Source organism: Leifsonia shinshuensis, from assembly GCF_022606355.1.
GTDB lineage: Bacteria > Actinomycetota > Actinomycetes > Actinomycetales > Microbacteriaceae > Leifsonia > Leifsonia shinshuensis_B.
The window spans coordinates 781,660-806,643 of record NZ_JAHHZQ010000001.1; the positions used below are offsets into that span (position 1 = coordinate 781,660).

20 protein-coding genes are annotated in these 24,984 nt (G+C 67.0%); 7 read left to right on the forward strand and 13 right to left on the reverse strand.

Annotated features, from left to right (window positions below; translation table 11 throughout):
- Positions 1-47 precede the first annotated feature (47 nt).
- Positions 48-473 (reverse strand): RDD family protein, encoded by a 426-nt coding sequence (locus KNO15_RS03735; protein WP_241702095.1) that lies wholly within the window; start codon positions 471-473, stop codon positions 48-50.
- Positions 474-651: 178 nt separating this feature from the next.
- On the opposite strand from KNO15_RS03735, the gene glnA (KNO15_RS03740) reads away from it, so the two are divergent.
- Positions 652-2,076: a type I glutamate--ammonia ligase gene (gene glnA, locus KNO15_RS03740; protein WP_241702096.1), complete on the forward strand. Its 1,425-nt coding sequence runs from the start codon at positions 652-654 to the stop codon at positions 2,074-2,076.
- A 119-nt stretch (positions 2,077-2,195) separates the two neighbouring features.
- Here the strand turns inward: glnA (KNO15_RS03740) and KNO15_RS03745 are convergent, their stop codons facing one another.
- From KNO15_RS03745 to KNO15_RS03770, 7 genes are all read right to left on the reverse strand, one after another.
- Positions 2,196-2,612 (reverse strand): hypothetical protein, encoded by a 417-nt coding sequence (locus KNO15_RS03745; RefSeq protein WP_241702097.1) that lies wholly within the window; start codon positions 2,610-2,612, stop codon positions 2,196-2,198.
- On the reverse strand, positions 2,612-2,821 hold the full coding sequence (locus KNO15_RS03750) for a ribonuclease PH (RefSeq protein WP_241702098.1): 210 nt from the start codon (positions 2,819-2,821) through the stop codon (positions 2,612-2,614). Before KNO15_RS03750 ends, KNO15_RS03745 begins: the two co-directional genes overlap by 1 nt.
- Before the next feature lie 395 nt (positions 2,822-3,216).
- Entirely contained in the window at positions 3,217-3,450 is a 234-nt protein-coding gene (locus KNO15_RS03755) for a hypothetical protein (RefSeq protein WP_241702099.1), read from the reverse strand.
- Between the two features lies 1 nt (position 3,451).
- The gene (locus tag KNO15_RS23460) at positions 3,452-4,297 is read right to left on the reverse strand and encodes an RHS repeat-associated core domain-containing protein (RefSeq protein WP_374113150.1); all 846 of its coding nucleotides are present in this window, start codon (positions 4,295-4,297) and stop codon (positions 3,452-3,454) included.
- A gap of 15 nt (positions 4,298-4,312) precedes the next feature.
- The gene (locus tag KNO15_RS03760) at positions 4,313-4,708 is read right to left on the reverse strand and encodes an RHS repeat-associated core domain-containing protein (protein ID WP_241702100.1); all 396 of its coding nucleotides are present in this window, start codon (positions 4,706-4,708) and stop codon (positions 4,313-4,315) included.
- Between the two features lie 66 nt (positions 4,709-4,774).
- On the reverse strand, positions 4,775-5,650 hold the full coding sequence (locus KNO15_RS03765) for a hypothetical protein (protein ID WP_241702101.1): 876 nt from the start codon (positions 5,648-5,650) through the stop codon (positions 4,775-4,777).
- A 20-nt stretch (positions 5,651-5,670) separates the two neighbouring features.
- A complete protein-coding gene (locus KNO15_RS03770) occupies positions 5,671-12,321 on the reverse strand; it encodes a PA14 domain-containing protein (protein ID WP_241702102.1) in 6,651 nt (2,216 codons plus the stop codon).
- Between KNO15_RS03770 and KNO15_RS03775 the strand changes: the two genes are divergently transcribed.
- The 3 genes from KNO15_RS03775 to KNO15_RS03785 all read left to right on the forward strand — a co-directional run bounded on the left by KNO15_RS03775 (position 12,308) and on the right by KNO15_RS03785 (position 16,311).
- The gene (locus tag KNO15_RS03775) at positions 12,308-12,793 is read left to right on the forward strand and encodes a hypothetical protein (protein WP_241702103.1); all 486 of its coding nucleotides are present in this window, start codon (positions 12,308-12,310) and stop codon (positions 12,791-12,793) included. The genes KNO15_RS03770 and KNO15_RS03775 overlap by 14 nt on opposite strands.
- Before the next feature lie 1,123 nt (positions 12,794-13,916).
- On the forward strand, positions 13,917-15,692 hold the full coding sequence (locus tag KNO15_RS03780; RefSeq protein WP_241702104.1) for a serine/threonine-protein kinase: 1,776 nt from the start codon (positions 13,917-13,919) through the stop codon (positions 15,690-15,692).
- A 109-nt stretch (positions 15,693-15,801) separates the two neighbouring features.
- Positions 15,802-16,311: a hypothetical protein gene (locus tag KNO15_RS03785; protein ID WP_241702105.1), complete on the forward strand. Its 510-nt coding sequence runs from the start codon at positions 15,802-15,804 to the stop codon at positions 16,309-16,311.
- Positions 16,312-16,317: 6 nt separating this feature from the next.
- Here KNO15_RS03785 and KNO15_RS03790 read toward each other — a convergent pair whose 3' ends face one another.
- Positions 16,318-17,646, reverse strand: a complete 1,329-nt coding sequence (locus KNO15_RS03790) for an LCP family protein (protein ID WP_241702106.1) — start codon at positions 17,644-17,646, stop codon at positions 16,318-16,320.
- 188 nt (positions 17,647-17,834) lie between these two features.
- Between KNO15_RS03790 and KNO15_RS03795 the strand changes: the two genes are divergently transcribed.
- Entirely contained in the window at positions 17,835-18,146 is a 312-nt protein-coding gene (locus tag KNO15_RS03795) for a hypothetical protein (protein WP_241702107.1), read from the forward strand.
- Between the two features lie 22 nt (positions 18,147-18,168).
- Here KNO15_RS03795 and KNO15_RS03800 read toward each other — a convergent pair whose 3' ends face one another.
- Complete coding sequence (locus tag KNO15_RS03800; protein ID WP_241702108.1) at positions 18,169-21,207, reverse strand: bifunctional [glutamine synthetase] adenylyltransferase/[glutamine synthetase]-adenylyl-L-tyrosine phosphorylase; 3,039 nt, start codon at positions 21,205-21,207, stop codon at positions 18,169-18,171.
- Between the two features lie 7 nt (positions 21,208-21,214).
- Positions 21,215-22,552 (reverse strand): type I glutamate--ammonia ligase, encoded by a 1,338-nt coding sequence (gene glnA / locus KNO15_RS03805; protein ID WP_241702109.1) that lies wholly within the window; start codon positions 22,550-22,552, stop codon positions 21,215-21,217.
- A gap of 92 nt (positions 22,553-22,644) precedes the next feature.
- Here glnA (KNO15_RS03805) and panB point away from each other — a divergent pair, with 92 nt between their 5' ends.
- Positions 22,645-23,496, forward strand: a complete 852-nt coding sequence (gene panB / locus KNO15_RS03810) for a 3-methyl-2-oxobutanoate hydroxymethyltransferase (protein WP_241702110.1) — start codon at positions 22,645-22,647, stop codon at positions 23,494-23,496.
- On the opposite strand, the gene KNO15_RS03815 is transcribed toward panB, so the two are convergent.
- Positions 23,493-23,963, reverse strand: coding sequence for a DUF6194 family protein (locus KNO15_RS03815; RefSeq protein ID WP_241702111.1), 471 nt, complete (start codon positions 23,961-23,963; stop codon positions 23,493-23,495). The genes panB and KNO15_RS03815 overlap by 4 nt on opposite strands.
- A gap of 42 nt (positions 23,964-24,005) precedes the next feature.
- On the opposite strand from KNO15_RS03815, the gene KNO15_RS03820 reads away from it, so the two are divergent.
- A complete protein-coding gene (locus KNO15_RS03820; RefSeq protein WP_241702112.1) occupies positions 24,006-24,764 on the forward strand; it encodes a MerR family transcriptional regulator in 759 nt (252 codons plus the stop codon).
- Here KNO15_RS03820 and KNO15_RS03825 read toward each other — a convergent pair whose 3' ends face one another.
- Positions 24,765-24,977, reverse strand: coding sequence for an SPOR domain-containing protein (locus KNO15_RS03825; protein WP_208039527.1), 213 nt, complete (start codon positions 24,975-24,977; stop codon positions 24,765-24,767).
- Positions 24,978-24,984: the final 7 nt, after the last annotated feature.

Sequence of the window (24,984 nt, forward strand, 5' to 3'; positions counted from 1 at the left end):
CGCAGCGCAGCGGGTTCAGGCGCAGGGTGGCTCGGGCGCAGAAGCGCTCACGCGCGGATGAGGACCGTTCCGGCGACCTTGTCGTGGAAGCCGCGCTGGTCGGAGTCCCAGACGAGAGCCGGGATGACGATGCACAGCAGGACGGTGCGAACGATCGGCCGCCACACGCCGATCCAGCCTCCGGCGACCGCGACCACGCGCATCCCGAACACACGGTGGCCGATGCTGCCGCCGATCGTCGGGATGAAGACGATCTGCATCAGCGCGAAGACGCCGAGCGTCGCCCACTGGTCGTAGCGGAAGAACGCGAAGGAGATCAGCGAGGCGAGAGCCCAGTCGATCACGATCGCGCCGAGGCGGCGGCCGAGGCGCCCCACCGAGTGCGGACCCGCCTCTGGGAGGCCGAGCCGTTCGCCCGGGTAGCGGCTGGGCGCGATGTCACCCGAGCGGGAGGACGGAGGGTTCTGCGGCACCCGTCGAGTTTAGCGGTCGCGGCTGCACGCCTCCCGAGCCCTGCACACGGTCGACGTGCCGGCCAGGGCGTAACATGCCGGAAACATTTGCGTCACCGGAGGGAAATGGCCTCCCCCTAGCGTGTAGCTTGGGCTGCACGCGCAGTCCCTCACCGCAAAGCCATTGGGAGTCCTCCGTATGTTCCGTGATTCTTCCGAGGTGCTCAAGTTCATCAAGGACACCGACGTCAAGTTCCTTGATATCCGCTTCACCGACCTGCCCGGTGTGCAGCAGCACTTCAACATCCCCGCAGCGACCGTCGACGAGGAGTTCTTCTCGGTCGGCCAGCTGTTCGACGGTTCCTCGATCCGCGGCTTCGCGTCGATCCACGAGTCGGACATGCAGCTGATCCCGGATGTCTCGACCGCCTACATCGACCCGTTCCGCGTCGAGCGCACGCTCATCATGGTGTTCGACATCTACAACCCCCGCAACGGTGAGATCTACGCGAAGGACCCCCGCCAGGTCGCCAAGAAGGCCGAGAAGTACCTCGCCTCGACCGGCATCGCGGACACCGCGTTCTTCGCTCCGGAGGCGGAGTTCTACATCTTCGACGACGTGCGATACGAGGTGAAGCAGAACTCGAGCTTCTACTCGGTCGACTCCGAGGAGGGCGCCTGGAACTCCGGCCGCGTCGAAGAGGGCGGCAACCTCGGCAACAAGACCCCTTACAAGGGCGGCTACTTCCCGGTGAGCCCTGTCGACAAGCAGGCCGACCTCCGCGACGACATCTCGCTGAAGCTGATCGATGCCGGCCTCATCCTGGAGCGCGCGCACCACGAGGTGGGCACCGGCGGCCAGGCGGAGATCAACTACCGCTTCGACACCATGGTCCACGCCGCAGACGACATCCTGAAGTTCAAGTACATCGTCAAGAACACGGCGGAGCAGTGGGGCAAGACCGCCACGTTCATGCCGAAGCCGCTCTTCGGCGACAACGGCTCGGGCATGCACACCCACCAGTCGCTGTGGAACGACGGCAAGCCGCTGTTCTACGACGAGGCCGGCTACGGCGGCCTGTCCGACATCGCCCGCTGGTACATCGGCGGCCTCCTCAAGCACGCCCCGGCGGTGCTGGCCTTCACGAACCCGACGGTGAACTCGTTCCACCGCCTGGTCCCCGGCTTCGAGGCCCCGGTCAACCTGGTCTACTCGGCCGGAAACCGTTCGGCGTCCATCCGCATCCCGATCACCGGCACCAACCCGAAGGCCAAGCGCATCGAGTTCCGCGCGCCGGACGCCTCGGGCAACCCGTACCTCGCGTTCGCCGCCCAGCTGATGGCCGGCCTCGACGGCATCAAGAACCGCATCGAGCCGCACGAGCCGGTCGACAAGGACCTCTACGAGCTTCCGCCCGAGGAGGCCAAGAACATCCCCCAGGTGCCGGGATCGCTCGGCGAGGCCCTCGACGCCCTCGAGGCCGACCACGACTTCCTCACCGCGGGCGGCGTGTTCACCCCGGAGCTCATCGAGACCTGGATCGAGTACAAGCGCGAGAAGGAGATCAAGCCCCTCGCGCAGCGCCCGCACCCGTTCGAGTACGAGCTGTACTACGGGGTGTAGCCAGAAACCCTTGATTTTCGGGGGTTTCTAAGGTTGTGGAGTTCGCGTAAGCGCAAACGCTGTAGAGCCCCGGCTCACCTTCGGGTGGGTCGGGGCTCTTTTTGTTTGTCACATGTGGGCTATCGAACGAGAACGTAGTCTGCCTTCGACAGAGGCCCGAGCTCGGCTGTAGCGAGTTGCTGTGCGCGCTGGTAGGACACTCCGAGGACGGTCCCGATATCGCGCATGGTTAGGCCGGCTGCTGCAAGTTCGTGCGCTGCGACTCGCGAATAGTACGCAGCGTCCCGGTTTGCTTGTGCTGCGAGCTCGCGTTGCAGAGCGGCGTCGTGCTGTGCACGTACCGCGGCCGCAGGGAGGATCGGCTGAAGGTCGATCTCGATGTCGTACTCTGCCTCGCCGGTGACGAACGAGATCGCTTCCTTGATCTGGTCGGCTTGGTCGAGTCGTGCGACCTGGCTGATCGCCCCGGGTGCTTCGACCGCCTGCAGCACCCACCACTTGGCGGTGCGCTCGGCGGTGACCGTGTAGGTGCTCATCAGCGCCACCATCCCTTTCCGAACTCGTTGGCGAACTGGTCGAAGAACTTGCGTGCGGTGACGTCGTCGATTTCGGCGTGTCGGCCGAGGGTGGAGCGGGTGTCGCCGATGGTGATACCGGTGTGGTTGGTCAGCTCCGTTTCGGAGTAGTCCTTCCCTGCCGCTTTGGCCTGGGCCTTCAGCTTTTTGAGGACGTCCCTGCGCTTCATAAGGCTAGTCTAGTGCGGGCTAGACATTCAAGTCAAGTGTGGACTAGACGAATCTGGATGGGCGGTGGACGATGCGGCTGGCACACTTGACCGCATGACGCGCGACGACGAACTCGAGACGGGCCCCAACCACAACGATGGGCGGACGAGGAACGAGCAACATACCAGCTCACCTCAGCTGAACAGTTATCGACCTCTGTATTCGCGACAGACGTACCAGAGAGCACGTCGAAGGCGTCTAACTCCCCCGCTACGCCGAAAACTTGCGTCGCGTTGGCTTGGGAATCCAGGTCGATTGCGAGGACTCGCGTCTGCTGCCACCGTGGTGGTGACGTTGATGCCGTACCAGCGGCATGAAGACCGTCTGCTCTTGAACGAAAGCCGGGCCGTTTCTCTCAAGGTCTCTTCTTGTCATCCGGATCCGCACCTTCTCCTGTGCCATGAAGAAGTCGACGTCGAGACCAGATGATCCACATCAGCTCACCAACCGCGAGGATAAGACCGCCTACGGCAAGTACATAGCTTGTGGTCTGCCATCCGAAAAAGATTGCCGGGATGCTACCCAACGCCAGAAAGATCAGGCCGAGTGCGACCCCGCGCCAGTGGCGCGCCGCCCCGTTGCCTTCCACTTCATCCTCCTCCTAGCGATCCACATGTCCAGCCGGCCAGTGCCACGCCAACTACTACTGCCAGCGGTAGCGCCTCGATGAATACGACGGATGCTATGGACGCAGCGCACTGTGACGTTCCGTTCCCGTTGGGATCCGCAGGTGCCGGCCCTGAGTACGGTGAGTCAATGCCGGTACTCGGGTTGGTATAGCATCCCACGGAAGACGAGCAATACGCGGTTGGAGCCGTTGACGAGAACGGTGCGGCGGGTTTGACGGTAGGGGCAATCCACAGCGGCGGACGCGGCGGGGGCGAATAGACGGCGGAGTTGGAACTTGAGCCAGCGTGCGAGTTGGCGTTGCCTCTTGATGATCCACTATCGCCTCGTCTGGTTGCCACCGAGACAAGGCCGCCCGACTTCGTCACTCCAACACGGCCGTTGTTGATGCCTTTGAGGGTTGCGGGTGCGATTGCTCGTCCGCCGGGGCCGGCGTCGCTGAGCATGAGTCCCCATTTGCCTGTGAGATCGTTTCCGTTGATGGGGTCGTTGGGGTAGTTGTAGTCATTTGCATTACCACCGGCGACGGGGTCGACGGAGAGGAACCGGCCGAGGAGTGGGACGTATTGGCGGGCGCCCATTTCGATGGTGTTGAGACCGTCGAGAGTGAGGGAGCCTTTGCCGTGTTGCCCTTCGAACCCGTTCGAGACATTCGGGGTCGTGGTGTTGCTGGGGCCGGACGTATCTGCGGTGATGGTGCCGATGCTGCCTGTGCCCGGGTCGATGGGGTCACCAAACGGGTCGTAGAGCGCGACCTTTCCGGTCCGGATTCCGGCCGCGTCGGTGGTGACGAGGTCGTTGCCGGTCAGCCCCGGGTAGGACCATCATGTCGAAATAGCATCCCCAACTCCGGCAGATGATTCTGCGTCGAGGTCGCAATCGGTGAAGCCGCTCTTCGCGCAAGCAACAGTATTCAACGGATTTGCTCCGATGAACGAGTCGCCTATGGCCGCGAAGTCATCCCAAGTCTTTTTGCACATTGAATCGCCATCGCAGATGTCGAATCCAGAATTGTCGGACGTGTCAGCGGCATTGACCGGGTCGTTGGGGTAGGTGTAGTCATTGGCGTTGCCTCCAGCGACCGGGTCGACGGAGAGGAAGAGACCGAGAAGCGGCACATATTGGCGGGCGCCCATTTCGATGGTGGCCAGTCCGTCGAGGGCGAGGAAGCCCTTGCCATGGGCTCCTTTTCGCGTTTGGCGGCTGGCCGAGCCGACCATCGTCGTCCATGTCGCTAATGCGGTCGAGCGCGGCGCGTCCCCGCTCTTCTTGCTTTCAACGCTCTGCTATGCCCCGGAGAGGGCACGAGTCGCCCATTCGTCGCCCCTGGACGCGGCCTCCATCAACCAGTACTTCGCCTCAGCGGACCTGTCCTCTTGTGCCCCGAGAAGCACCGCGAGGTTGTATGCGGAGTGTCCGTCCCCGGCTACCGCTCCGATCTCAAATGCAGCCGCGGCTGCCGCGCTATCGTCCAAGTCATCTTGCAGGATGTTACCCAGCAGAATAGGCGCCCGGACGTTTCCCCTCTCGATTTCAGTCTCGAGTAGCCTGCGAGCGGCGTCGTATTCACCCAAAGCCCTGTGGGCCTTGGCGAGGTCGATGGCAAACTGTTCCGCCTGTTCGCGGGACTCACCCACTGAGGTCGAGCTCTCGAGCTTGGCGTATGCAGTAGCGAGCGCATCTACAGTATTCTCGCTGATCTGGGACAGCTCAACGTCCCGCTGGGCCAAGGCCCCGGCCGCGAGCTCCCAGTTCGGGAGACGCCGGCCAATCGCAGTTCGCACGAGATGGGTGGCCTCCTCAATGTGGCCCGTCCACAGCAAATAGGTGCCAAGAGCTGCGGGCGCCTCAGACGAACCATGCCGGATCGCAGCCCGCAGAATTTCGATCGCCAGCGACTCCCGACCGTCAACGAGCCACACGGTCAGCCCCAGTTCGTAAAGGATTGCGTCCTCCGCGGCCGCATCGGCTACTGCGGCCCACGCCGCGGGATCGTCGCGCCAGTCACCGGCGATGGGAAACCTCTTCGCAAGCGCGGCAAAACCCACTCGATCATCGGCTCGGAACGCATCTCTGAGCACATTGGCTGCGGCCAGAAAATTTCCTGAACTGAGTAGATCCTCGAACTTGTCTACCCAGCACGATTCTTGGTTTGGCATCATCGGGACGTCCTCACGAAAGACTAATACATGCGCTTGGGCTTAGGCTTGAAATTCGGCTTTTGCCTTCCTCCGTAACCTTGGACATCCTCATGTTTCTGCGGGGGCTTTCCGGTCTTGTTCTCACCATGAGGATTCTTGCGTTCGCTGTTTCTAGCGCTCGTCCTCTTCCGGTGCGCCATGGCCATAATGCCACCTAGAATCGAGATTGCTGCGTGGGCGCCCGCCATCGTGGTAGTGCGCCACTGCGCTCCAGCGTTTTGCGCGATGGATTGGATCCAGTGCTGAGAGGCGGTCCATGCTGCTACTCCCGCCGCGACCCATTCGCGCGCAGAGCCCACGGGATCCCAACTTACGCATGGAACGTCATAGCCGCAGCGGGCTTCTCCGGACAGGTCGTCGCTGTTGACAGGGTCGTTGGGATAGTTGTAGTCGTTTGTGTTGCCGTCTTCGACGGGATCAACCGAGAGGAAGCGGCCGAGGAGGGGGATGTATTGGCGTGCGCCCATTTCAATGGTGTTGAGGCCGTCGAGCGTGAGCGATCCTTTGCTGTGCTGCCCTTCAAACCCGTTGGTGAGGTTCGGTGTTGTGGTGTTGATTGGACCTGATTTGTCGGCGGGGGTGGTACCGATGTTTCCTGTGGTCGGGTCGATCAGGTCACCGAATGGATCGATTAGCGCCACGTTGCCCGTACGGGTGCCAGCGGCGTCGGTGGTGACGAGGTTGTTGCCGGTCAGCCCGGAGTACGACCACACTTGAGCGCTCGCGCGGATGCTGACGGTGACGCCGCCAGGAAGGTCCAGGCTTTGCTCCTGAAGAGCGTTCGACGCGGTCAGGGTATAGGCGGCGGCATCCCCGTCACCGTCGTAGGCGTAGTGCACCGAGGTGGCAGTCCCACCTGCGGGGGTTTGGGTCATGGCGATGACCCGGTCGGCGGCGTCGCGCTGGTAGCTGACCTTCGTCCCGTCCGTCAGGGTCGTGGTCAGGTGCCGGTTGGCCTCGTCATAGCCGAGGGTTTCGGTGCCCAGTGTCGTGATGTTGCCGTGGCTGTCGTAGACCAGGTTCGCCCCCGCACCGGCACTGGTCAGGTTCGTCCCCATCACGATGTCCGGGGACGCCGGTGCCCCGGTGATGGTGTCGGAGGTGAGCCGGTCGGCGTTGTCGTAGCAGTAACCGACGCTCACGGTCGGGTTCGCGGTCGACGCCCCAGGAGCCGTGGTGACATCGGTCATGCTGGTGCGGTTGCCGTCCTTACCCGCCGCCGCATTGGCCCCACAACCACCGGAGCCCGCATACCCGTAGGTGAGCTGGTTGAACGGCACGCTCGCCGTTACCAACCGGCCGACAGTGTCGTACCCATACGTGGAGACATAGTTCGTAGCGCCGTCGGCGATCGTGTCCTGCACGATCCGCCCGGTCTGGGACCTCGCCACCGCGTCACTGACCGGACTCTGCCCGGCAGCGAACGCCCACGCCACCCCGGTTTCAGCGCCAGTGGGCCCGTACGTGAACGCTCCGGAGGTGCCGTTGCCGGCGTTGCCGGTCCCGGACGGGTAGGCGACGTTGGTGAGGATCCCGCCGGTGTAGGTGGACTGGGCGATCGTGTTCCCGTCCTCGGTCACGGTGGTGACTTGTCCGTCCGCGTTGTAGGTGTACGCCTCCGTGTGAGTGGAGCTGTCCGGCAGCTTCGCCGTGGCAGAGGTGACCTGCATCGCCTGGTTGTGGGCGGTCGTAGAAACGGTCCCCCAGCTGTCGACGTAGCGAGCCTGCTGCCCGTTGATGTCGACCGTGGTGAGAATCTTGCCCGCTGTAGGCGTGCTGGATTGGGTGGAGTCCTGCACCCACCCAGACAGCGGGTCACCACTGGTGGTCCCATTGGTCCCATCGCCGGTGTACCCATAGGTGAGGGTGCGGGCGGGCTGCCCGCCGAACGCCGGTGTCGATACCGACGCCACTCGCCCGCGACTGTCGTAAGAGGTGCACGACCACGTCGTGTCCCCGGGAGCGAGGGCGCCGGCGACGCGACCCATGATGTCGTAGATGTACTTGGTGACCAGTGCGGCCCCGGTCGCTGGAGCGGGGCCGGTGACCGACATCGTCAACCCGTCCTGCGGGGTCGAGACCGGGACCCCGCAGACGGGGCTGCTGATACTCAGCGCGGTCCCGTACGAGGTGTTCGGCGTGGTGGTGCCGCCGTAGTACGCCGTGGTCGTGGTCGTTGCCGAGCCTGCCGGTTTGGTGGTGGTGAGCTGGCGCAGGTATCCGGCACCGGGAGTCTCAGTGGTCGCTGTGGCGGTCAGGTTGAGCCCGGATGGGTCGACGCTGGTGGAGGCGACGGTGCCGTACCAGGGGTTGCTGTAGCTGGTCGCGGTGCTCGCACCGGGCACGTTCGCATTCGTGACGCCGGCCACCCCGGATGGTGCGGAGTCGGCCGAGCTGCTGGCGGTGGACAGGTTGTAGGCGGGCGCCAATGCGGTGCCGGGGATCGCGACGTTGTTCGCGGGGGCCGTGGGGATCGGTGTGGCCACGCCCCCGGTGCCGGGGGTGGTCCAGTCGAGCTCGAGGTGGGCGTTGCCGCTGTTCTGCAGGTAGGCCAGACGTACCCTGACGACTTCGCCGGCGGTGGCGGTGACCGGGTAGCCGGTGGAGTAGCCGACGACTCCGCCCGGCCACCGGTTGGTGGCGAGTTTGTCGTTGATCCACATCTGGGCGCCGTCGTCGGCGTAGGTGTAGAGGGTGTAGGTGCCGGCTGCGGGGAAGGTGATCAGGCCGGTGAACTGGGCGGTCCAGGCTGTTCCGCCGGGTCCTCCCACGACGGTCCCGGTGGGGCCGGTGATCGGTGAGACCGGGCTGGTGCTGCCCCAGTCGTGGCTGAGGGCGCCGCCCTTCTCGGGGGAGCTCGGCGAGCTTCCGGGAATGGAGAGGCTGTACGCGGCGGGTGGTCCGCTGAGGTTGGTGTTGTTGTACCAGGTGGCGTTCAGCCCGTGCATGCCGCCGTCGATGGTGGTGCTGGTGGTGGCGATGGCGGTGCCGTTCATCGCCGCGCACCCGGCGGCGGGAATGGGCCCGTCGGGCGGGTCGATCGCCCCGTTCTCATCCAGTGTCGTTGGACCGAACGGGAGCGAGCCGGTGGCGCCGAAGCAGGATGCGGGTGCGGGGCCGTAGCTGGTGATCGCCCGGTCTTGGGAGTCGTAGATCGTGGAGGTCTCGTGTCCCTGCGGGTCGAGGGTGGCGAGCGGGTTGTCGTGGTTGTTCCACAACGTACGGGAGACCAGCCCGGATGCGGAGGTGGTCGAGGTGTGGCGGAGGGCGGTGTCGAAGGTGACGACCTGCTGGTGCCCTGGGCCACCGACCGGCGGGGTGAGCCCGGCGACGTCCACAGCGGTGCTGCCGTCCGCCGAAGCGGAGGCCGCGGTCAGGTAGGTGTAGGTTTTCGCCGGTTGCGGGTCGGAGCCCAGTGCAGGCAGGGTGACGCCGGTGGCGCGGGCCTGGCTGTCGTAGCCGATCACGGTCTGCGGAACCGGGCTGCCCGCGTTCGCGGCCGCCCAGTCGGTCTGCAGCGGTGTGGAGACTCCGGTGAGGACGACCTGGCTGTTGCTGGTGCCGTAGCTGAACAGGGTGAGCGCGCCGCCGGGGTTCAGCACGCCGCCGAGCTGGCCGCCGGTGGTGTATTCCAGTTGGGTGGTGGAGCCATCCGGATAGACGATCGCGCACATCATTCCGGCGGGGGCGGTGCCCCAGCCCGACCCGGAGGGCGTCACGCAAACCGGTCCGGTGGCGGGGATGCCGGCGTTGGCGGGGATGCCGAGGTTCGAGTACTGCTCGCCAGGGTAGGCGAAGTACACGGCCCGCTGGTACGACGGTGCGGATGCGGTGCCGGTGTTGGAGAGCGGGTCGGACAGTGAGCGCAGCGCGTTGTCCAGGCTGCCGGAGCTGACGTAGCTCGGGATCGGGGTCGCCGGTTTGCTGCTGGCGTCCACCGGCGGGGTGGCGGAGGTGAGCTTCCCGGCCGCGTTGAAGGTGTAGATGGTGCCGTCTTCGGCGGTGAGGTTGAGCCTTCCGGTGGCGTCGGTGGCGAGGATGCCACGCTCTCCGGGCGGCGGGGTGTATCCGCCGGTGCTGGTGCGCGTGTAGGTGTGGCTGCCACCGCCGTTGTCGGTGACGGTGACGGAGCCACCGTTGTTCTTCACCGACACATACTCCCCGGCGTCGCCGGTGATCGGGGTGGACGCCGCCCACCCGTCCGGCAGCGGCGGGTTGGTGTGGGTGAACCAGTTCGCCGGCACCAACTGCACGTTCGCCGGGGCGGTGGTGTTCTCGACGTAGAAGTTCATCAGCCCGGCAAGGTCGCGCTGGTAGTAGTTGACCGTCACCGGCAACGGCAACGGCACGGCGGCTCCGCCAAGGGTGGCGGTGCCGTTGGCGTTCACGACCAGGATCTGGGCGGCGGCGGTCTCGAACTGCGGATTCAGCGGCGCCGCGCGAGGGCTCCACTGGTCAGTGATCACCGGGGTGCCGTTCAGGGTGAGCTCGGCGCCGTCGTCGGCCTGGAATCCGAACGCGTAGGACCCGGCCGGCGGGTTGATGAACCCGGTCCACTGGATCTGATAGTTCGCCTGGCCGACCCCCGGCGCGGGCGGCTCAGTCCCGGTCGCCCGGAATGCGACCTGGGTCTCGGTGTCCACCAGCGCCACCTGAGCGCCGGAGGGCAACGGGTTGTAGGCGAACGTCGCCGGGCTGGCGGTGATGTTGTAGTAGTGCGCGATCAGCCCCGCGTTCGAAGACTGCTGCGAGTTGTAGGTCAGCTGATACCCCATCGGGCCGCCCACCGTGTTCACGGTCGGCGTCGACACACTCGTGGAGACGTTGCCGTTGGCCAGGTTCACCGACACGGGCCCGGCGGTGTCCGTCGGCGCCGGTCCCGGATTCGTCACCCGCCGGTTGACCGTCAACCGCTGCACCGACCCGCTCCAGTCGTCGTAGACGTCGTTGACCAGCAGCGTCCACGTGTACGCGGTGCCGTCCTGGAGGATCCCGGCCGGAACGGTCCACGACAAGCTGCCATTGGCGTCCGGGGTCACCAGCGGCGACATCGCCACCTGGCCGCTCATCCCATCCGAACCCGTAGCTAGCCGGAACGCGTACTGCAGCGGCTTGCCGTTCGTCGACGTCGCGGCCGGGGCGCTCAATACTGGGGTGGTGGTGGCCACGATCGAGTTGTCGGCCGGCGACGGCGAACCGGAACCGGCAGTGGGGTTCGTGCTCGTCTTCCACGAGTAGACCGGCGTGAGGCCTTGCGCCCCGTACTGGTCCTGCACCAACGCCTGCCAGTAGTACGTCGTCCCGGGACTCAACACCGCCGGCGGGACTTGAGCCTGCGCACTCGCTGTCCACCCGGACTGCCACACCGGGTTGGTCATCGCCGAAGTGGCCGCGACCGAGTACCAGCGGTTCACGGCAGCGGACCCGTTGCCGCTGTCCTGCGTGTACGACGACGTGAAAGTCGGCGTCGCCGACCCCACCGCACCGCCCTGCGGCGAGGAAGTTCCCGCAGCAAACCCGTTCGAATCCGGGACCGACACCTGCGTGGCCGCAATGGTCGGCTTCGACTCGTACGAGATGAACATCTCCAACCCGAGCGACTTGTACGTGTACACGCCGGCCTGCTCCTGCTCGCGCAACATCAGATAGTTACCGGACGACCTCGCATTCACCCACGACGCGATCTGGTTCGTCAGGGCGGCATCCGTCGCATCCCCCGACCCCGACGTACCGGCCGAGATCGTGATCGACGACAGATATGCGCCGACACCGTTGTAAGAGAACGAGCTCGCGTAGTCGACCTCGCCAGAGGTCTGATTCGTGGTGCCGTCCAGGTACCACTCCTGCAAGTCGACACCGAGAACCTGGTAGCCGAAGAGCTGCTCATAGTTGAAGTGCGTCGCCGCCCTCCACACCGTGTCACCGCCGGCGCGCGAGTTGCCCGCATAGGCAACACCGGTCAACGTGGTTCCCGTGCTCTCGAACGAGCGAGCATCCGTGGCATACGAGGATGCTGTGGACGGGTCCACGAACACCGGGTACACCCGCGCAGAGTCATTCAGCCAGGACGCGTCCGGAGTCAGTGTCATCGTCCAGTCGGTGTCGGAGACCTGCGCCAGGGTCACCGGCACATTCGTCACGGCGTTGCTGGATTGCCCCGTGACCCCCGAGGAGTCCATCATCGCCGGGATCGGAGTGACAAACTCCACGGTGCCGAGCAAGTCGGTGAACGTGATGTCTCCGAACTTGTCCTGCGCCAACGTCAAACCCGGGGCGCTCACCCGCCACGTCCACGACGGGTTGGCGCTGCTTGGCGCCTGGTTCAGAACCAGGGTCTCCTTCACCTGCCCCGGCGTCACCTCATAGGCCAAGTCCTGGCCCGGGTCCACACCCGAATACGCCACCGACGAGGCCGCATCCCCACCAGAGATGGTGCGTTGAACAGTCGTCGCCCGCTGCGCAGGCCGCTTCGCCGCCCCCTCCAGGCTGAAGGAGACCGTGTAATGCGCCGACGTGACCTGATAGTCCCCCGACCCCGTCCCCGAGGTCGCCGCGAACGACGGCGACAACGGGTGGTCGGCGACGTCATAACCGCCCGTCGAGTCCTTCACCGCGTCCGTGTTCACGGGCACCCACGAACCATCCGAGCGCACCACATTCAACGGTTCCGTCGAGAACCGGGCCGTCTTCGACCCGTCCGTGTTCTGGTACACGGTCTCGAACTCCGAGCGCGACGACGGCGTCGACGTCGACGCGCTGTACCCTGCCGCACCCTTCACCGACACCGTCGGGTTCGGCGATTGCGGAGCACCCTGCAACGCACCTCCACCCAGTGCGGTACCTTGCGCCGTCAAAGGCGACCCCACAGGCGTTCCCGGCACGCTCTGGTTCGGCAACGGGCTCAGGTCCGCGGCCTTCCCCGGCGCCGCCGCCGCAGCCGCCGGCATCACCACCGGCTGCACCGTCAACGTCACCGCCACGACAGCTGCGGTCGCGATCGCCACCGCGGCGCGACCCCAGACCAGACGCAGAACCCCGGCACCACGAAACGGCTTCGACACGGACCCTCAGGCTCTCCACCGCACCCCCGAAAATGTGCAGTAGCGCAACGTTAGTGCCGGAGCAAACTGACCATCCAGTTTAAAAAGGTGAGAAACCTCACATATACCTACCCCCATTTCGGGGATCCGAAGCCGTCGGACTGGGTTTGGCCATCCGGTCAAACCACTGGTCGCCGCGCAGGGCGACACGGGTCAGCGCCTCCATCCGTCATAGTGCACGCGCCTGAAGAACCTCTCAGACACCAACCGTCCGGCGCTCTGCGTCTCCCCGGCGGAGACACATGCCGCGAGGCGTCGTGCAACCCGAGAGCCGCATCAGAACAAGTGGGTTGCGTTCAATAACCGGCCGATGGCCCTGTCGGAGTGGTTTAACACGTAACCACTATTGGGGTGTCCGGTCGAGGCTCTCTCTTGGCCGGCCCATCGAGCACCTTCAACGAGATCTCGGTTGGGGAGCTGCGACCTGAGACACGTCGCCCTCGACGTAGGCCGACGCGTTAGGCGACAACCACATACGCAGGAGGGATCGCCGGGAGCTTATAGAACTAGATCGGATCACGGTCGACCAACGGGCACTTCTGGAGGCTCACAAGGTGATCATTCGCAGCCAATGGGTCATTGCGAGCAGCAGCTTCCACCTCATCACCGCCCAGAGAGGGCCCGATTCTCGACGTCCGCGTCCTTGGAAGGGCGAGGCACCGCCGACAACGGGAACGCGGCGACTTGGATGCCCGACGGCGGCAACGTCGAGCCTGTCGTGCTGAGTGGCACCGAGGCGTTCCAAAGCGCCATGAGGAAATCGAAAATGCTTGAAATCACGCGGCAGTTCACCGACTTGGCGGCGGCCCCGGGCCTTCTATTTGGGTTCGAGTCCCGCTGGGGCCGCTGAGCTCCATGCGGCTAACCCAAACAAGTACGGCTAGTCCGCAGTTAGTCCGCAGGAATCTCGATTGAGCACCCATTCTCGCGAACATGGCAAATCACTGAAATAGCCCTTGACCAGGATATTCAAGCACTCACAATCATGCACAATCATCTCTCGAAAGTACGAGCTGTACTACGGGGTGTAAGCACCGCAGGCCGTCACGGAAGGGCCGCATCCCCGGCGGGGGTACGGCCCTTCCGCGTTTCCGGGTGCCGGCTCCCGGTTCGGTAGCGTGGGTGCCGTGGCGAAACGAGAGATCCCCGAGATCGACGGCGTGGCGTACGCCTGGGAATCCGTACTGGGGCAGGGCGGAACGGCCGAGGTCTGGAAGGTGCGCTCCTGCGCGGACGGCCGCGAGTATGCGCTCAAGCGGATCGACAAGCGCGATGCGTCGGAACGACGCATTGAACGGTTCCGCAACGAGATCGCCTTCGGCCTGTCCACGCGGAGCGCGCACGTCGTGCGTATCCACGCGCAGCTCGAGGACGAGGACTACTTCTACTACACGATGGACCTCTTCCCGAAGAGCCTTCGCGACGTCATCGCGGAGGTGTCTGACTACGCGGTGCTTCTCGAATACCTCTCGCAGCTCTGCGAGGGGATCGCGGAGGTGCACGCCGACGGCATCGTGCACCGCGACATCAAGCCGGAGAACATCCTCGTCGATGTCGAGAACCAGAATCTCGTCGTCGCGGATTTCGGAATCGCCCATTTCAAGGACTCCACGCTGACCCGGCGCGGGGAGCTTCTGGCGAACCGCAACTATCAGGCTCCCGAACAGATGACGAAGGGAGGCGCGCGTGGCGTCGGGAAGGCGGCCGACGTCTTCGCGCTGGGGGTCATCGCGACGGAGATGTTCACAAAGGAGAACCCCCGAGGAGGGCGGCATCGGAAGGTGGCCGACGTTCATCCGTTCCTGTCCGATATCGATCTCCTCGTCGAGCAGATGATGCTGCAGGACGACACGCAGCGCATCAGGATCGAGGCCGTGCGCGACCGGCTGCGGGTGATCCGCAGACAGGTCGACACGAGAGCCGAAGACATTCGTGACGGGTTGCGGCGCACGGCGGCGACCGAGCGCGCGGCGAGCGCCGAACGCGTCCTCGATCAGGCTGCTAAGGACGTCCTGTCGGCGAAGTACATCTTCGAGCGGACCGACGACGACGATCTCGGCCGGTACAACCCGATGTATCACAGCGAGATCCGGTACAGCGCGAGCGCTGAACTGTACAACGCGTGCGTCCAGTCGAGTCTGTACACCTTCTGCAAGTCGAAGTTCGAGAACGAAGCCGTTGGAGACTGGAACCAGACGGACCTCGGCCGGGTCTTGGCACCGGAGAAGGCGCAGCTCGTCGACGAATTCGAGCGCATCCAAGCCCGGTACCCGCTGCCGAGATGGTCCGTCTGGGCGAGCCTGCCGACCCTGGCCGCCCACTACTTCCGGTTCTGCAAGGACTACCACTGCGAGGAGCTGATCGCGAAAGCCAAGCACCTGACCGCGGACTACGGCCCCGAGGCATTGCGCCCGCGCCTCCAGGGTGTTCCGATCCTCGGGCTCGTCAGCAGCGTGCGGAGGCGCCTCGCGTCGGATCACTTCCCGATGACCCCGTCCAACCGGGAACGCGTCGAGTTCGAACGCCACATCGGTGTCGCCTGGAACGAGACATACCTCGACGATCCCGTCCGATTCGAGTCGGATCTCGACCTCCTCGATCCGACACCCGATCCGACGCGCCCCGACCACATCCTCGAGGCCCTCGAGCAGAGCTGGGATGTCTCCGTCGCAGAACGAGCCGATGGACACTATTGGATCCACTTCCGATCGGGTGCTGAGTTCGAGAGGTTCCGCGCTGTCGCGCGCGCACTCGCCACACCGGACTCCCCGTTCGAGGCCGATGTGGACGAGCTGTTGACGACCGAGGAGGAGTTCGAGGACCTCGTCGCCCTCGTCTGGGAGCCCATCTTCCAGATCCCGACCACGCTCGCCAAAGTGCTCGGACTCCGGGAGGTCGCGTAGGCGCGCCCCGACATCCACTTCGACAACGCGGCCGATGATGCGCAGCCCGCGGCGCACCGTTACGGTGGTCGGTGTGTCCGCGTGAGCGGGTGACGGAGGAGGTCGTCTCATGGCCGACAGGGATCTGAACGAGGTGCTCGACGAGATCGACCGTGGGCTCTCCGGCCCCGCCTGGTCGCGCCTCCGCCGCGATGACCGAGCAGAGTGGCTCGGGCACTTCGTCAGCGGGATCGCCCTCGCGGTCGGGTTGAAGCCGATCGAGCACCTGGACTCCGGGGTACGGATCGACGACGCAGGAGTGTTCTCGGCGAAGGTGGTCGTCTTCACCGACAAGACCATCGTTTTCGCGGACGCCGTCGGCCGCAGCGCAGACCCTTACGACGTCGAGACGATCGTCGTCGCACGGCCCCGCGCCGGACTCGCCCAGCTGACGATCTCCGACGCGAACTCGGCGTACCGGCGCGATGTGTTCGACCCGTGGCCGGGCGACTTCACGGTCAGCGCGGAGTGGTCCTACGGAGCGAAGGTCACGTTTCCGCTCAGCCCGATCGAGTCGGATGAGCACCGGCTGCGGTTCACCAGGCTCTACGCCGCGCTGATCGAGGCGTTGGGCGAGTAGTCCCCGCTACTTCACGCAGGGCACTCCCCCGGCCGGCAGCGGCGCGGTCGGGTCGGTGTAGGTGCCGTTCGGGCCGGCCGGTTCCGTCGGGGTCGGCGAGGGCGACGGCGTCGCGGGCGAGGCAGGCGCCGACGAGGTCGTCGCGGGAGCGGTGGGCGATGCCGTCGCCACCTCCGGGTTCAGCAGCCGCTGCACGACGGCGCGGATCTGAGCCGGATCCACGAGGTTCACGTCCTTGCCGTCCTTCACGCCGTAGCCGGTGATCGGCAGCGTGGTGAAGGTGATGTTCCCACCGGCGAGGTGCTGCGCCTCCGACGCCAAGCTCAGAAGGTCGAAGCCCGAGTCGACGGCGATGTTCTGCTTGGCCGTCGCGATCAGGGAGGACAGCGTCGCCGGGTCGGCGAAGGTGTCCGCCTTCTTGAGCTTGGTCGCGAGCGAGACGATGAACGCCTGTTGGCGGCGTTCCCGGTCGAGGTCGGTGAAGTCGAGCCCCGGGTTGCTCTCGTCGCGGCGCTGCCGCACGAAGCTGACTGCCTGCGACGCGGACAGCTGCTGAACGCCGGCGCGGAAGTCGGCGCCCGAGTACGGATCCCTGGTGTCCTCCGCGATGCACACCGTGATGGGCTGCACCGCCTGCGCCACCTGGTAGAACGCGGCCATCGTGACCTCGACGAAGTGGTCGATGCGCACGCCGCCGAGGAAGTCCGAGACCGTCTGCAGCTCGGTCTGGCGCGCGAAGGTGCGCGCCTGCTGGTAGGCGTCGGCCCGGCTGACGCCTCCCGCCTTCATCAGTTCCGTCAGCTTCTGGTCGAGGGCGAGGCCGTACGCTTCCTTGATCTTCGATTCCGACACCCCGTCCGGGCTGCCCGACAGCGGGGCGTAGTCGTCGCGCGGTATCGAGATGCCGACAGCGCTTCTCCCGCCCGCGGGGATGTGGATGAGCATCAGCACGTTGGCGTTGTAGCCGCCATCCGACTGGTCGCCCGCGTGCAGCGCGTTGTACACGTCCGCCGGAAGGGGGTCGCCGTCCTCGTCGAGCCGGCTGTCCAGCCCCATGACCAGGATGTTCGTCTCAGCCTGGTCGTGCTTCTTCCCGGCGCCTGGCAGGGTGACCGTCGAGCGGTGCAGGCCGTTCGACAGGTCGATGTACGAGTAGAGGGCGAACCCGCCAACGGCCAGGACCAGGACGCCCACGCCGGCGACGATCGAGAGAACGACGCGCTTGCGTACCGACGGGCGGCGCGCCTGGGCGTGCGCGACGTTCGGACGATCGGGCCCCGTGGACCGGTCGGACCCGGGCGCAGGAGCGGGATCGGACGGGTTGGTCGGATTCATCGCCCCGATCGTCCCACCGTTCGCAGCGAGGGATGCGGAACGGCCGACGGACTCCCAGGAACCAGGGTGTGAACAGCGCCTGAGAACCGTCGCAGGGTGGTCGGGAGTGCATTCCCGCGGCGCAGGGGCGCGACTAGATTCGTGTCACACCGGGGCCACTCGGACCCCGCGAGAGATCGGAGACCTCCATGGCCCGCTACCTCCTCCTCTACCGTGTCGACCCCGAGGCGATGGCCGCGATGCCGGAGCCCACACCCGAACAAGCCGAGCAGATGAACGCGGCGTGGAACGCCTGGGCGCAGCAGGCAGGCGCCGGGCTGATCGACTTCGGCGCGCCGACCGCCGCGGTCTCCGACGGCGCCGACCGCAGCGTCGGCGGGTACACGCTCATCGAGGCCGACGGTGCCGATGCCGTCGAGACCCTCCTCACCGGCCACCCGCACCGTGCGATGGGCGGCACGATCGACGTCTACGAGCTGACGCCCGTACCCGGCATGTGACGAGGCAGACAGCGCCCGGACGTCACCCCGTCGGCGCCGGGCGCTGCTGCACGCCGTAGAACGAACGCTCGAACACCGCGCGCGCCCGCCGGGTGACGGCGAGGTAGTCCTCCTCGAGCCGGCTCGCCGACCCTGGCGGGTACTCCAGGAGACGGGCGACGCCCTCCAGCGCGACCCGATCGGCCGGGAGGACGTCGGCCGTCTTGTTCGTCCACAGGGTCATCGCCGAGCGAGCCCGGGACGCGAACAGCCAGGCGTCGTGGAGTTTCGCGGCATCCTCCGCGTCGATGAAATCGTGCTCGACCGCGACAGCGAGCGCCTCCAGGGTGGAGGTCGTGCGCAGCTCGGGGATCGCCGCCGCGTGCTGCAGCTGCACGAGCTGCACGAACCACTCGACGTCGCTGAGCGAGCCGCGGCCCAGCTTGAGATGTCGAGACGGGTCCGCGCCCTGCGGCAGGCGCTCGCTCTCGACGCGTGCCTTGATGCGTTTGACCTCGCGGACCTCCTGCTCGCCGATGCTCGCGGGATACCGCACCTCGTCGGCGACGGCCTCGAAGTCGGCGAGCAGGGCCGGATCGCCCGCGACCCCTCTGGCACGCAGGAGTGCCTGGGCCTCCCAGGTGAGCGACCAGCGGCGGTAGTAGGCGCGGTAGGCCTCGAGCGAGCGGACGGCCGGGCCGTTCTTGCCCTCGGGGCGCAGCCCGATGTCGAGGTCGAGCGGCAGTCGGTTGTCTTCGGTGAGGCTGTTGAGCTGCGCGACGATGGCGAGCGCGGCCTTGTGCGCCGTGTCCTGGTCGGCCGCGAGCGGCCGGAAGACGTACATCACGTCGGCGTCTGACCCGAAGCCGAGTTCGCGTCCGCCGAAGCGTCCCATGCCGATGATCGCGAACTCGAGCGCGTCGGCGTCGCCGCGCTCGGCACGGATGGCAGCGAGAACTCCGACGATGACGTTCTCGGTGACGGCCGTGAGCCCGCGCGCGAGCTCCTCGATCGTCGAGAAGCCGAGGATGGCGGAGAACGCCAGGCGCAGCACCTCGCGCCGACGGACCGCGCGCAGCGACGCCGCCGCCGTGGCCGCCGACTCGTGCCGGCCGAGGATCGCCGCCGTCTCCTCCCGCAGCAGCTCGGCCGTGCGCGGACGCAGCTCCTCCTCCGACTCCAGCCAGGCGACCGACTCGGGGATGCGCCCGAGCAGCTCTCCGGCGAACCGCGAGCCCGACAGCACGCGGGTGAGCCGTTCCGCGGCACCGGTGGAGTCGCGCAGCATGCGCAGATACCAGTGCGTCGAGCCGAGGTCCTCGCTCAGGCGCCGGAAGGTGAGGAGGCCGTAGTCGGGATCCGCCCCGGCGGCGAACCACTGCAGGAGCACAGGCAGCAGGTGCCGCTGGATGGTCGCGCGGCGGGAGACACCTGCCGTGAGCGCGGCGATGTGCGCCAGAGCACCGCGCGGGTCGCGGAACCCGATCGCCGCGAGCCGCGCCTCCGCCTGCTCGCTGGTGAGCCCTGCCCCGCCCTCGGCGGCCGTCGCGTCGGCGAGCCGCGCGTCGGCGTTGGTGGCCGCCACGGCGCTCAGCAGCGGCCGGTAGAACAGGCGCTCATGGAGGCCGCGGACGCGGTGCTTGATCTCGTTCCAGCGCACCATCAGCTGCTCGGCGCTCGGCGCCAGCCCTGTCGCCCTGGCCAGCACCCGCACGTCGCCCTCGTCGCGCGGCATGATGTGGGTGCGGCTGAGGTGACGCAACTGGAGGCGGTGCTCCATGAGCCGCAGAGTGCGGTAGTCCTGCGAGAACGTCGCGGCCTCCTCACGGCCGATGTAGCCCTGGGCGGCGAGGGCGGCGAGGGCCGAGAGCGTGTCGCGCTGGCGTACCAGCTCGTCGGTCTGGCCGTGCACCAGCTGCAACAGCTGCACGGTGAACTCGACGTCGCGCAAACCGCCCGGCCCGAGCTTCAGCTGATAGTGCACCTCGTCGTCGGGGATGTTGTCGGTGACGCGCTCCCGCATCCGCTGCACCGACTCCACGAAGTTCTCGCGCGACGCGCTGCTCCACACCTTCGGGGCGAGCGCGGCGAGGTAGCGTGCGCCGAGGTCGGGGTCGCCCGCAATCGGCCGCGCCTTGAGCAGCGCCTGGAACTCCCAGCCCTTGGCCCAGCGGTCGTAGTACGCGATGTGGGACTCGAGCGTGCGCACCAGCGCACCGTCTTTGCCCTCCGGGCGCAGGTTGGGGTCGACCTCCCACAGCCCCGGCTCGACCGCAGGTTCGTGGATGCCGCGCTGCGTGAGCATCGCGAGCCGGGTGGCGATGTCGACCGCGCGGCCCGCACTGAGGCCGGCGGACTCCACACCGTCCGTCACGTAGATGACGTCGACATCGCTCACATAGTTGAGCTCGCGTGCGCCGGCCTTGCCCATGCCGATCACGGCGAACGGGGTCGCGCGCACCTCGGCCTCGGGGAACCGGCCGGGACCGGTGCCGATGGTCTGCTTCCTGGCGACGGCGAGCGACGCCTCCAGAGCGGCCGCGGCCAGGTCGGAGAGCGCCGCGGCGACCGCGTCGAACCCGCCGACAGGGTCGTCCTGCTCGAGGTCGAAGCTCGCGATCTGCACGAGACGGCGACGGTAGCGGACGCGCAGCGCGATGCGTCCCTCGTCCTCCTCCAGTGCCGCGACACCGTCGACGGCACCGACGGCGTCGAGCAGGTCGGCACGCAACTCGTCGGCACTCGGCAGCGCGGTGATCGGGAAGTCCAGCGCGCTCAGCTCCGCCGGCTGGCGGAGGAAGAACTCCGCAGCGCCCTCCGATGCGCCGATCACCCGCAGCACCCGGCGCGCGTCGTTGCGCGACGGCACATAGCGAGCGCTCTGCACCGGAGCGTGCCGCAGCAGCCGCAGCGCGAGCGCCAGCGCGGTGTCCGGGTCGGCCGCGGCAGAGAACGCGGGGAGCAGGTCGTCCACGTCGATGCCGGTCAGCTCGACGAGCTCGTCCAGCTGCCCCCGCACCGAGCTCAGCCCCACGAACCCGGCACGCGCGAGGGCCGTGAGGGAGAGCTGCTCGCGGGTCACGACTCGATCAGAGGATCTCGAGGTTGGTGCGCAGCTCGTACGGCGTCACCTGGGCGCGGTACTCCGCCCACTCCTTGCGCTTGTTGAGAAGGGCGTAGTTGAACACCTGCTCGCCGAGCGTCTCGGCGACGAGCTCCGAGTCCTCCATGAGCGAGATCGCGTGGTCGAGGCTGGCGGGCAGCTGGCTGTAGCCCAGCGCCCGGCGCTCGGCGTCGGACAGCGCCCACACGTTGTCCTCGGCCTCCGGAGGCAGCTCGTACTGGCCCTCGATGCCCTTGAGGCCGGCGGCCAGCATCAGCGAGAACGCGAGGTAGGGGTTCGCTGCCGAATCGATCGCGCGGTACTCGACACGCGAACTCTGGCCCTTGTTGGGCTTGTAGAGGGGGACGCGCACGAGTGCCGAGCGGTTGTTGTGTCCCCAGCAGACGAAGCTCGGCGCCTCGTCACCGCCCCACAGCCGCTTGTAGGAGTTGACGAACTGGTTGGTGACCGCCGTGATCTCGGGCGCGTGCTTGAGCAGGCCCGCGATGAACTGACGGCCGACCTTCGACAGCTGGTACTGCGCCCCCGCCTCGAAGAACGCGTTGGTGTCACCCTCGAAGAGCGACATGTGGGTGTGCATGCCGGAGCCCGGGTGCCCGGAGAGCGGCTTGGGCATGAAGGTCGCATAGACGCCCTGCTCGATCGCCACCTCCTTGACCACCGTGCGGAACGTCATGATGTTGTCGGCGGTGGTCAGCGCGTCGGCGTACCGGAGGTCGATCTCGTTCTGGCCCGGGCCGGCCTCGTGGTGGCTGAACTCCACCGAGATGCCGAGGTCTTCGAGCATCCGCACCGAGCGCCGGCGGAAGTCGTGCGCGGTGCCGCCGGGGACGTTGTCGAAGTAGCCGGCCGAGTCGACGGGCTCCGGACCCTCATCGCCGAAGGTCGAGGACTTGAGCAGGTAGAACTCGATCTCCGGGTGCGTGTAGAACGTGAACCCGCGATCGGCGGCCTTCTCGAGCGTGCGCTTGAGCACATTGCGCGGGTCGGACACCGACGGCTGTCCGTCGGGAGTCGTGATGTCGCAGAACATGCGGGCGGTCGGGTCGACCTCCCCGCGCCACGGCAGGATCTGGAACGTGGTGGGGTCGGGATGCGCGAGGAGGTCGGACTCGAACGCGCGGGTCAGACCCTCGATGGCCGAGCCGTCGAAGCCGAGGCCCTCGGTGAACGCGCCCTCGACCTCGGCCGGGGCGATGGCCACCGACTTGAGCGTGCCGACGACGTCGGTGAACCACAGCCTCACGAACTTGACGCCGCGCTCCTCGATTGTCCGAAGAACGAAGTCGCGCTGCTTGTCCATCCTGCCCCTTTCGTCAGCCCCTCCAGACTAGTGGTTCGGACGCCGGATTCCCGCAGGATCCCGCTCCGGTACGCATCACTAGACTGAGGCGCATGAGCGAGCAGTCCCCTGTGCCCTCCGTCCACCCCGCCACCCCGTCGATGGAGTCGCTGAAGCGGGTCCGGACCCGCCACTTCCAGGCGGCGAAGGAGGAGGGCGCGCCGTTCACCGGTCTCACCAGCTACGACATGCTGACGGCCCAGATCTTCGACGAGGCCGGGATCGACTTCCTGCTGGTCGGCGACTCGGCCGGCAACAACGTCCTCGGCTACGACACCACGCTTCCGGTGACGGTCGACGACCTCATCCCGCTGACCCGCGCCGTCGCGAAGGCGGTCAAGCGCGCGTTCGTCGTCGCCGACATGCCGTTCGGCTCCTACGAGACCGGCCCGCAGGAGGCGCTGCACACTGCCGTCCGGTTCATGAAGGAGACGGGCGCGCACGCCGTGAAGCTCGAGGGCGGCGAGCGCAGCGCGAAGCAGATCCGGCGCATCGTCGACGCCGGCATCCCCGTGATGGCGCACATCGGCTTCACCCCGCAGAGCGAGCACGGGCTCGGCGGCCACATCGTGCAGGGACGGGGCGAGGGAGCCGAGCAGGTGCTCGCGGACGCCCACGCGGTCGAGGATGCGGGAGCGTTCGCCGTGGTGATGGAGATGGTCCCGGCCGACGTGGCCCAGCGGGTGACCCAGGAGCTGCGCATCCCGACGATCGGGGTCGGCGCCGGCCCGCACGTGGACGGTCAGCTGCTGGTGTGGACAGACTGGGCCGGGTTCACGACGGGTCGCATCCCGCGCTTCGTCAAGCAGTACGCGGATCTGAAGGGCGTCCTGTCGGATGCCGCGCGGGCGTACAAGGCAGATGTCAAGGGCGGTCAGTTCCCGACCGAGGAGCACAGCTTCTAGACGGCGCCGGCCCGGCGCTCGACCCGGCGCCGGTCGTCGCGGTGCGCGTCGGCGAGGGCCTCGAGCGCGCGGTCGAGCGTGAGTGCTCCGGGGTTCACGACGCAGATCCACCCCAGGGCAGCGTAGAGCGGATGCGGGAGGAAGACGTCCTCGGCGCCATAGTCCGGCTCGGCGCGACCGGAGCCGGCGGGGGCATGATCGACGAACCGGGCCACGGCCGTCGCCCCGACGTGGATGTTGAGCCGCCACCGGTCGGGAGCGCCGAGCCGGGACCGGACGTCGTCCGGGTAGTCCTTCGTCACGATCGTCGCGTAGGGCTGCCGGTTGGTCGGCACCCGGCCATCGGGCGCGAAGTAGAAGAAGTGGTCGCCCCAGGAGATCTCCGGGAACCCGCTGCCGGCCTCCGGCGCGAGTTCGAGAACACCGTCGAAACCCCTGACCTCTGAGAGAATCCGTTCCATCGTCATGATTCGAGTGTCTGCTTGAAGTGCTAGTGGAGGGTTGGGCCGATGAGCGATCCGGACCTCGACGCCGGCACGTTCTTCTCGACCGGCCGGCTCGCCGCTGCGAGCGGCTACTCGGGGCAGCAGTTGCGCGACCTCGAACGGCTCGCCGTGATCCCTCCCGCGCTCCGGAAGCCCAACGGCTACCGCCGCTTCGACCGGCAGCACCTCATCGCGCTGCGCGCCTACCGCGGCCTGGCCGTGGCCATCGGGCCCGTCGCGGCCCGAGCCGCGATGCGCGAGCTCCGAACGTCGCCCTACGACGAGGCGATCGCCCGCATCGTCGCGCTGCACGTGTCGCTCGCCGTCGCCCGAGACGAGGCGCTGGCCGCCCTGCGCGCCCTCGACGCCATCGACGCGGAGCGCGCGCATGACGCGCCCGCCCTGCCCGGAGACGCCATGACCATCACCGAGCTGTCGGTCGCGATCGGCGTGCGCTCGTCGACGCTGCGCTTCTGGGAGCAGCAGGGCCTCATCACCCCGGAGCGCGACGCGACCTCGGGTGCGCGCAGGTATCCGCCGGACGCGGTGCGCAACGCGCGGATCGTGCGCTCGCTGCGCGCGGGCGGCTACCGCATCCCCGACGTACGGGTCGTCCTGGGGTCGCTGATCGGCTCCGGGAATCCCGCCGAGGCGCGCGAGGCGCTGCGGGGCCGGTTGCAGGCCATCGCCGTGCAGTCCGAGGCGCTCGTGCGGGCCGGCGCGGATCTCGCCGATCTGCTGACGCCGCCCGAGGACGGCCGGTCAAACGGCGGCGGCCGCTAGCTAGCGGCCCTCTTCCCTGTCCTCTTCAGCCCACTTCGCACTGTTCTCGCGGAGCTTCTCGAGGGCGTTCTCGGCCTCGGCGTGCGTGTCGAACGGGCCGACACGGTCGGGCGCGGGCGACAGGAAGCCCTGCTCGACCTGGCCGGTCTTCAGGTTGTACCAGTACTTGTGCTCGGCATCCTGGCGGATCCCGTAGTCGTTCTCGCCGGTCATAAGCTTG

Coding starts and splice junctions, on each gene's coding strand:
- glnA (WP_241702096.1), top strand. CDS start 652: ATGTTCCGTGATTCTTCCGAGGTGCTCAAGTTCATCAAGGACACCGAC.
- KNO15_RS03745 (WP_241702097.1), bottom strand. CDS start 2,612: ATGAGCACCTACACGGTCACCGCCGAGCGCACCGCCAAGTGGTGGGTG.
- KNO15_RS03750 (WP_241702098.1), bottom strand. CDS start 2,821: ATGAAGCGCAGGGACGTCCTCAAAAAGCTGAAGGCCCAGGCCAAAGCG.
- KNO15_RS03760 (WP_241702100.1), bottom strand. CDS start 4,708: ATGGTCGGCTCGGCCAGCCGCCAAACGCGAAAAGGAGCCCATGGCAAG.
- KNO15_RS03765 (WP_241702101.1), bottom strand. CDS start 5,650: ATGATGCCAAACCAAGAATCGTGCTGGGTAGACAAGTTCGAGGATCTA.
- KNO15_RS03785 (WP_241702105.1), top strand. CDS start 15,802: ATGGCCGACAGGGATCTGAACGAGGTGCTCGACGAGATCGACCGTGGG.
- KNO15_RS03790 (WP_241702106.1), bottom strand. CDS start 17,646: ATGAATCCGACCAACCCGTCCGATCCCGCTCCTGCGCCCGGGTCCGAC.
- KNO15_RS03795 (WP_241702107.1), top strand. CDS start 17,835: ATGGCCCGCTACCTCCTCCTCTACCGTGTCGACCCCGAGGCGATGGCC.
- glnA (WP_241702109.1), bottom strand. CDS start 22,552: ATGGACAAGCAGCGCGACTTCGTTCTTCGGACAATCGAGGAGCGCGGC.
- panB (WP_241702110.1), top strand. CDS start 22,645: ATGAGCGAGCAGTCCCCTGTGCCCTCCGTCCACCCCGCCACCCCGTCG.
- KNO15_RS03815 (WP_241702111.1), bottom strand. CDS start 23,963: ATGACGATGGAACGGATTCTCTCAGAGGTCAGGGGTTTCGACGGTGTT.
- KNO15_RS03820 (WP_241702112.1), top strand. CDS start 24,006: ATGAGCGATCCGGACCTCGACGCCGGCACGTTCTTCTCGACCGGCCGG.
- KNO15_RS03825 (WP_208039527.1), bottom strand. CDS start 24,977: ATGACCGGCGAGAACGACTACGGGATCCGCCAGGATGCCGAGCACAAG.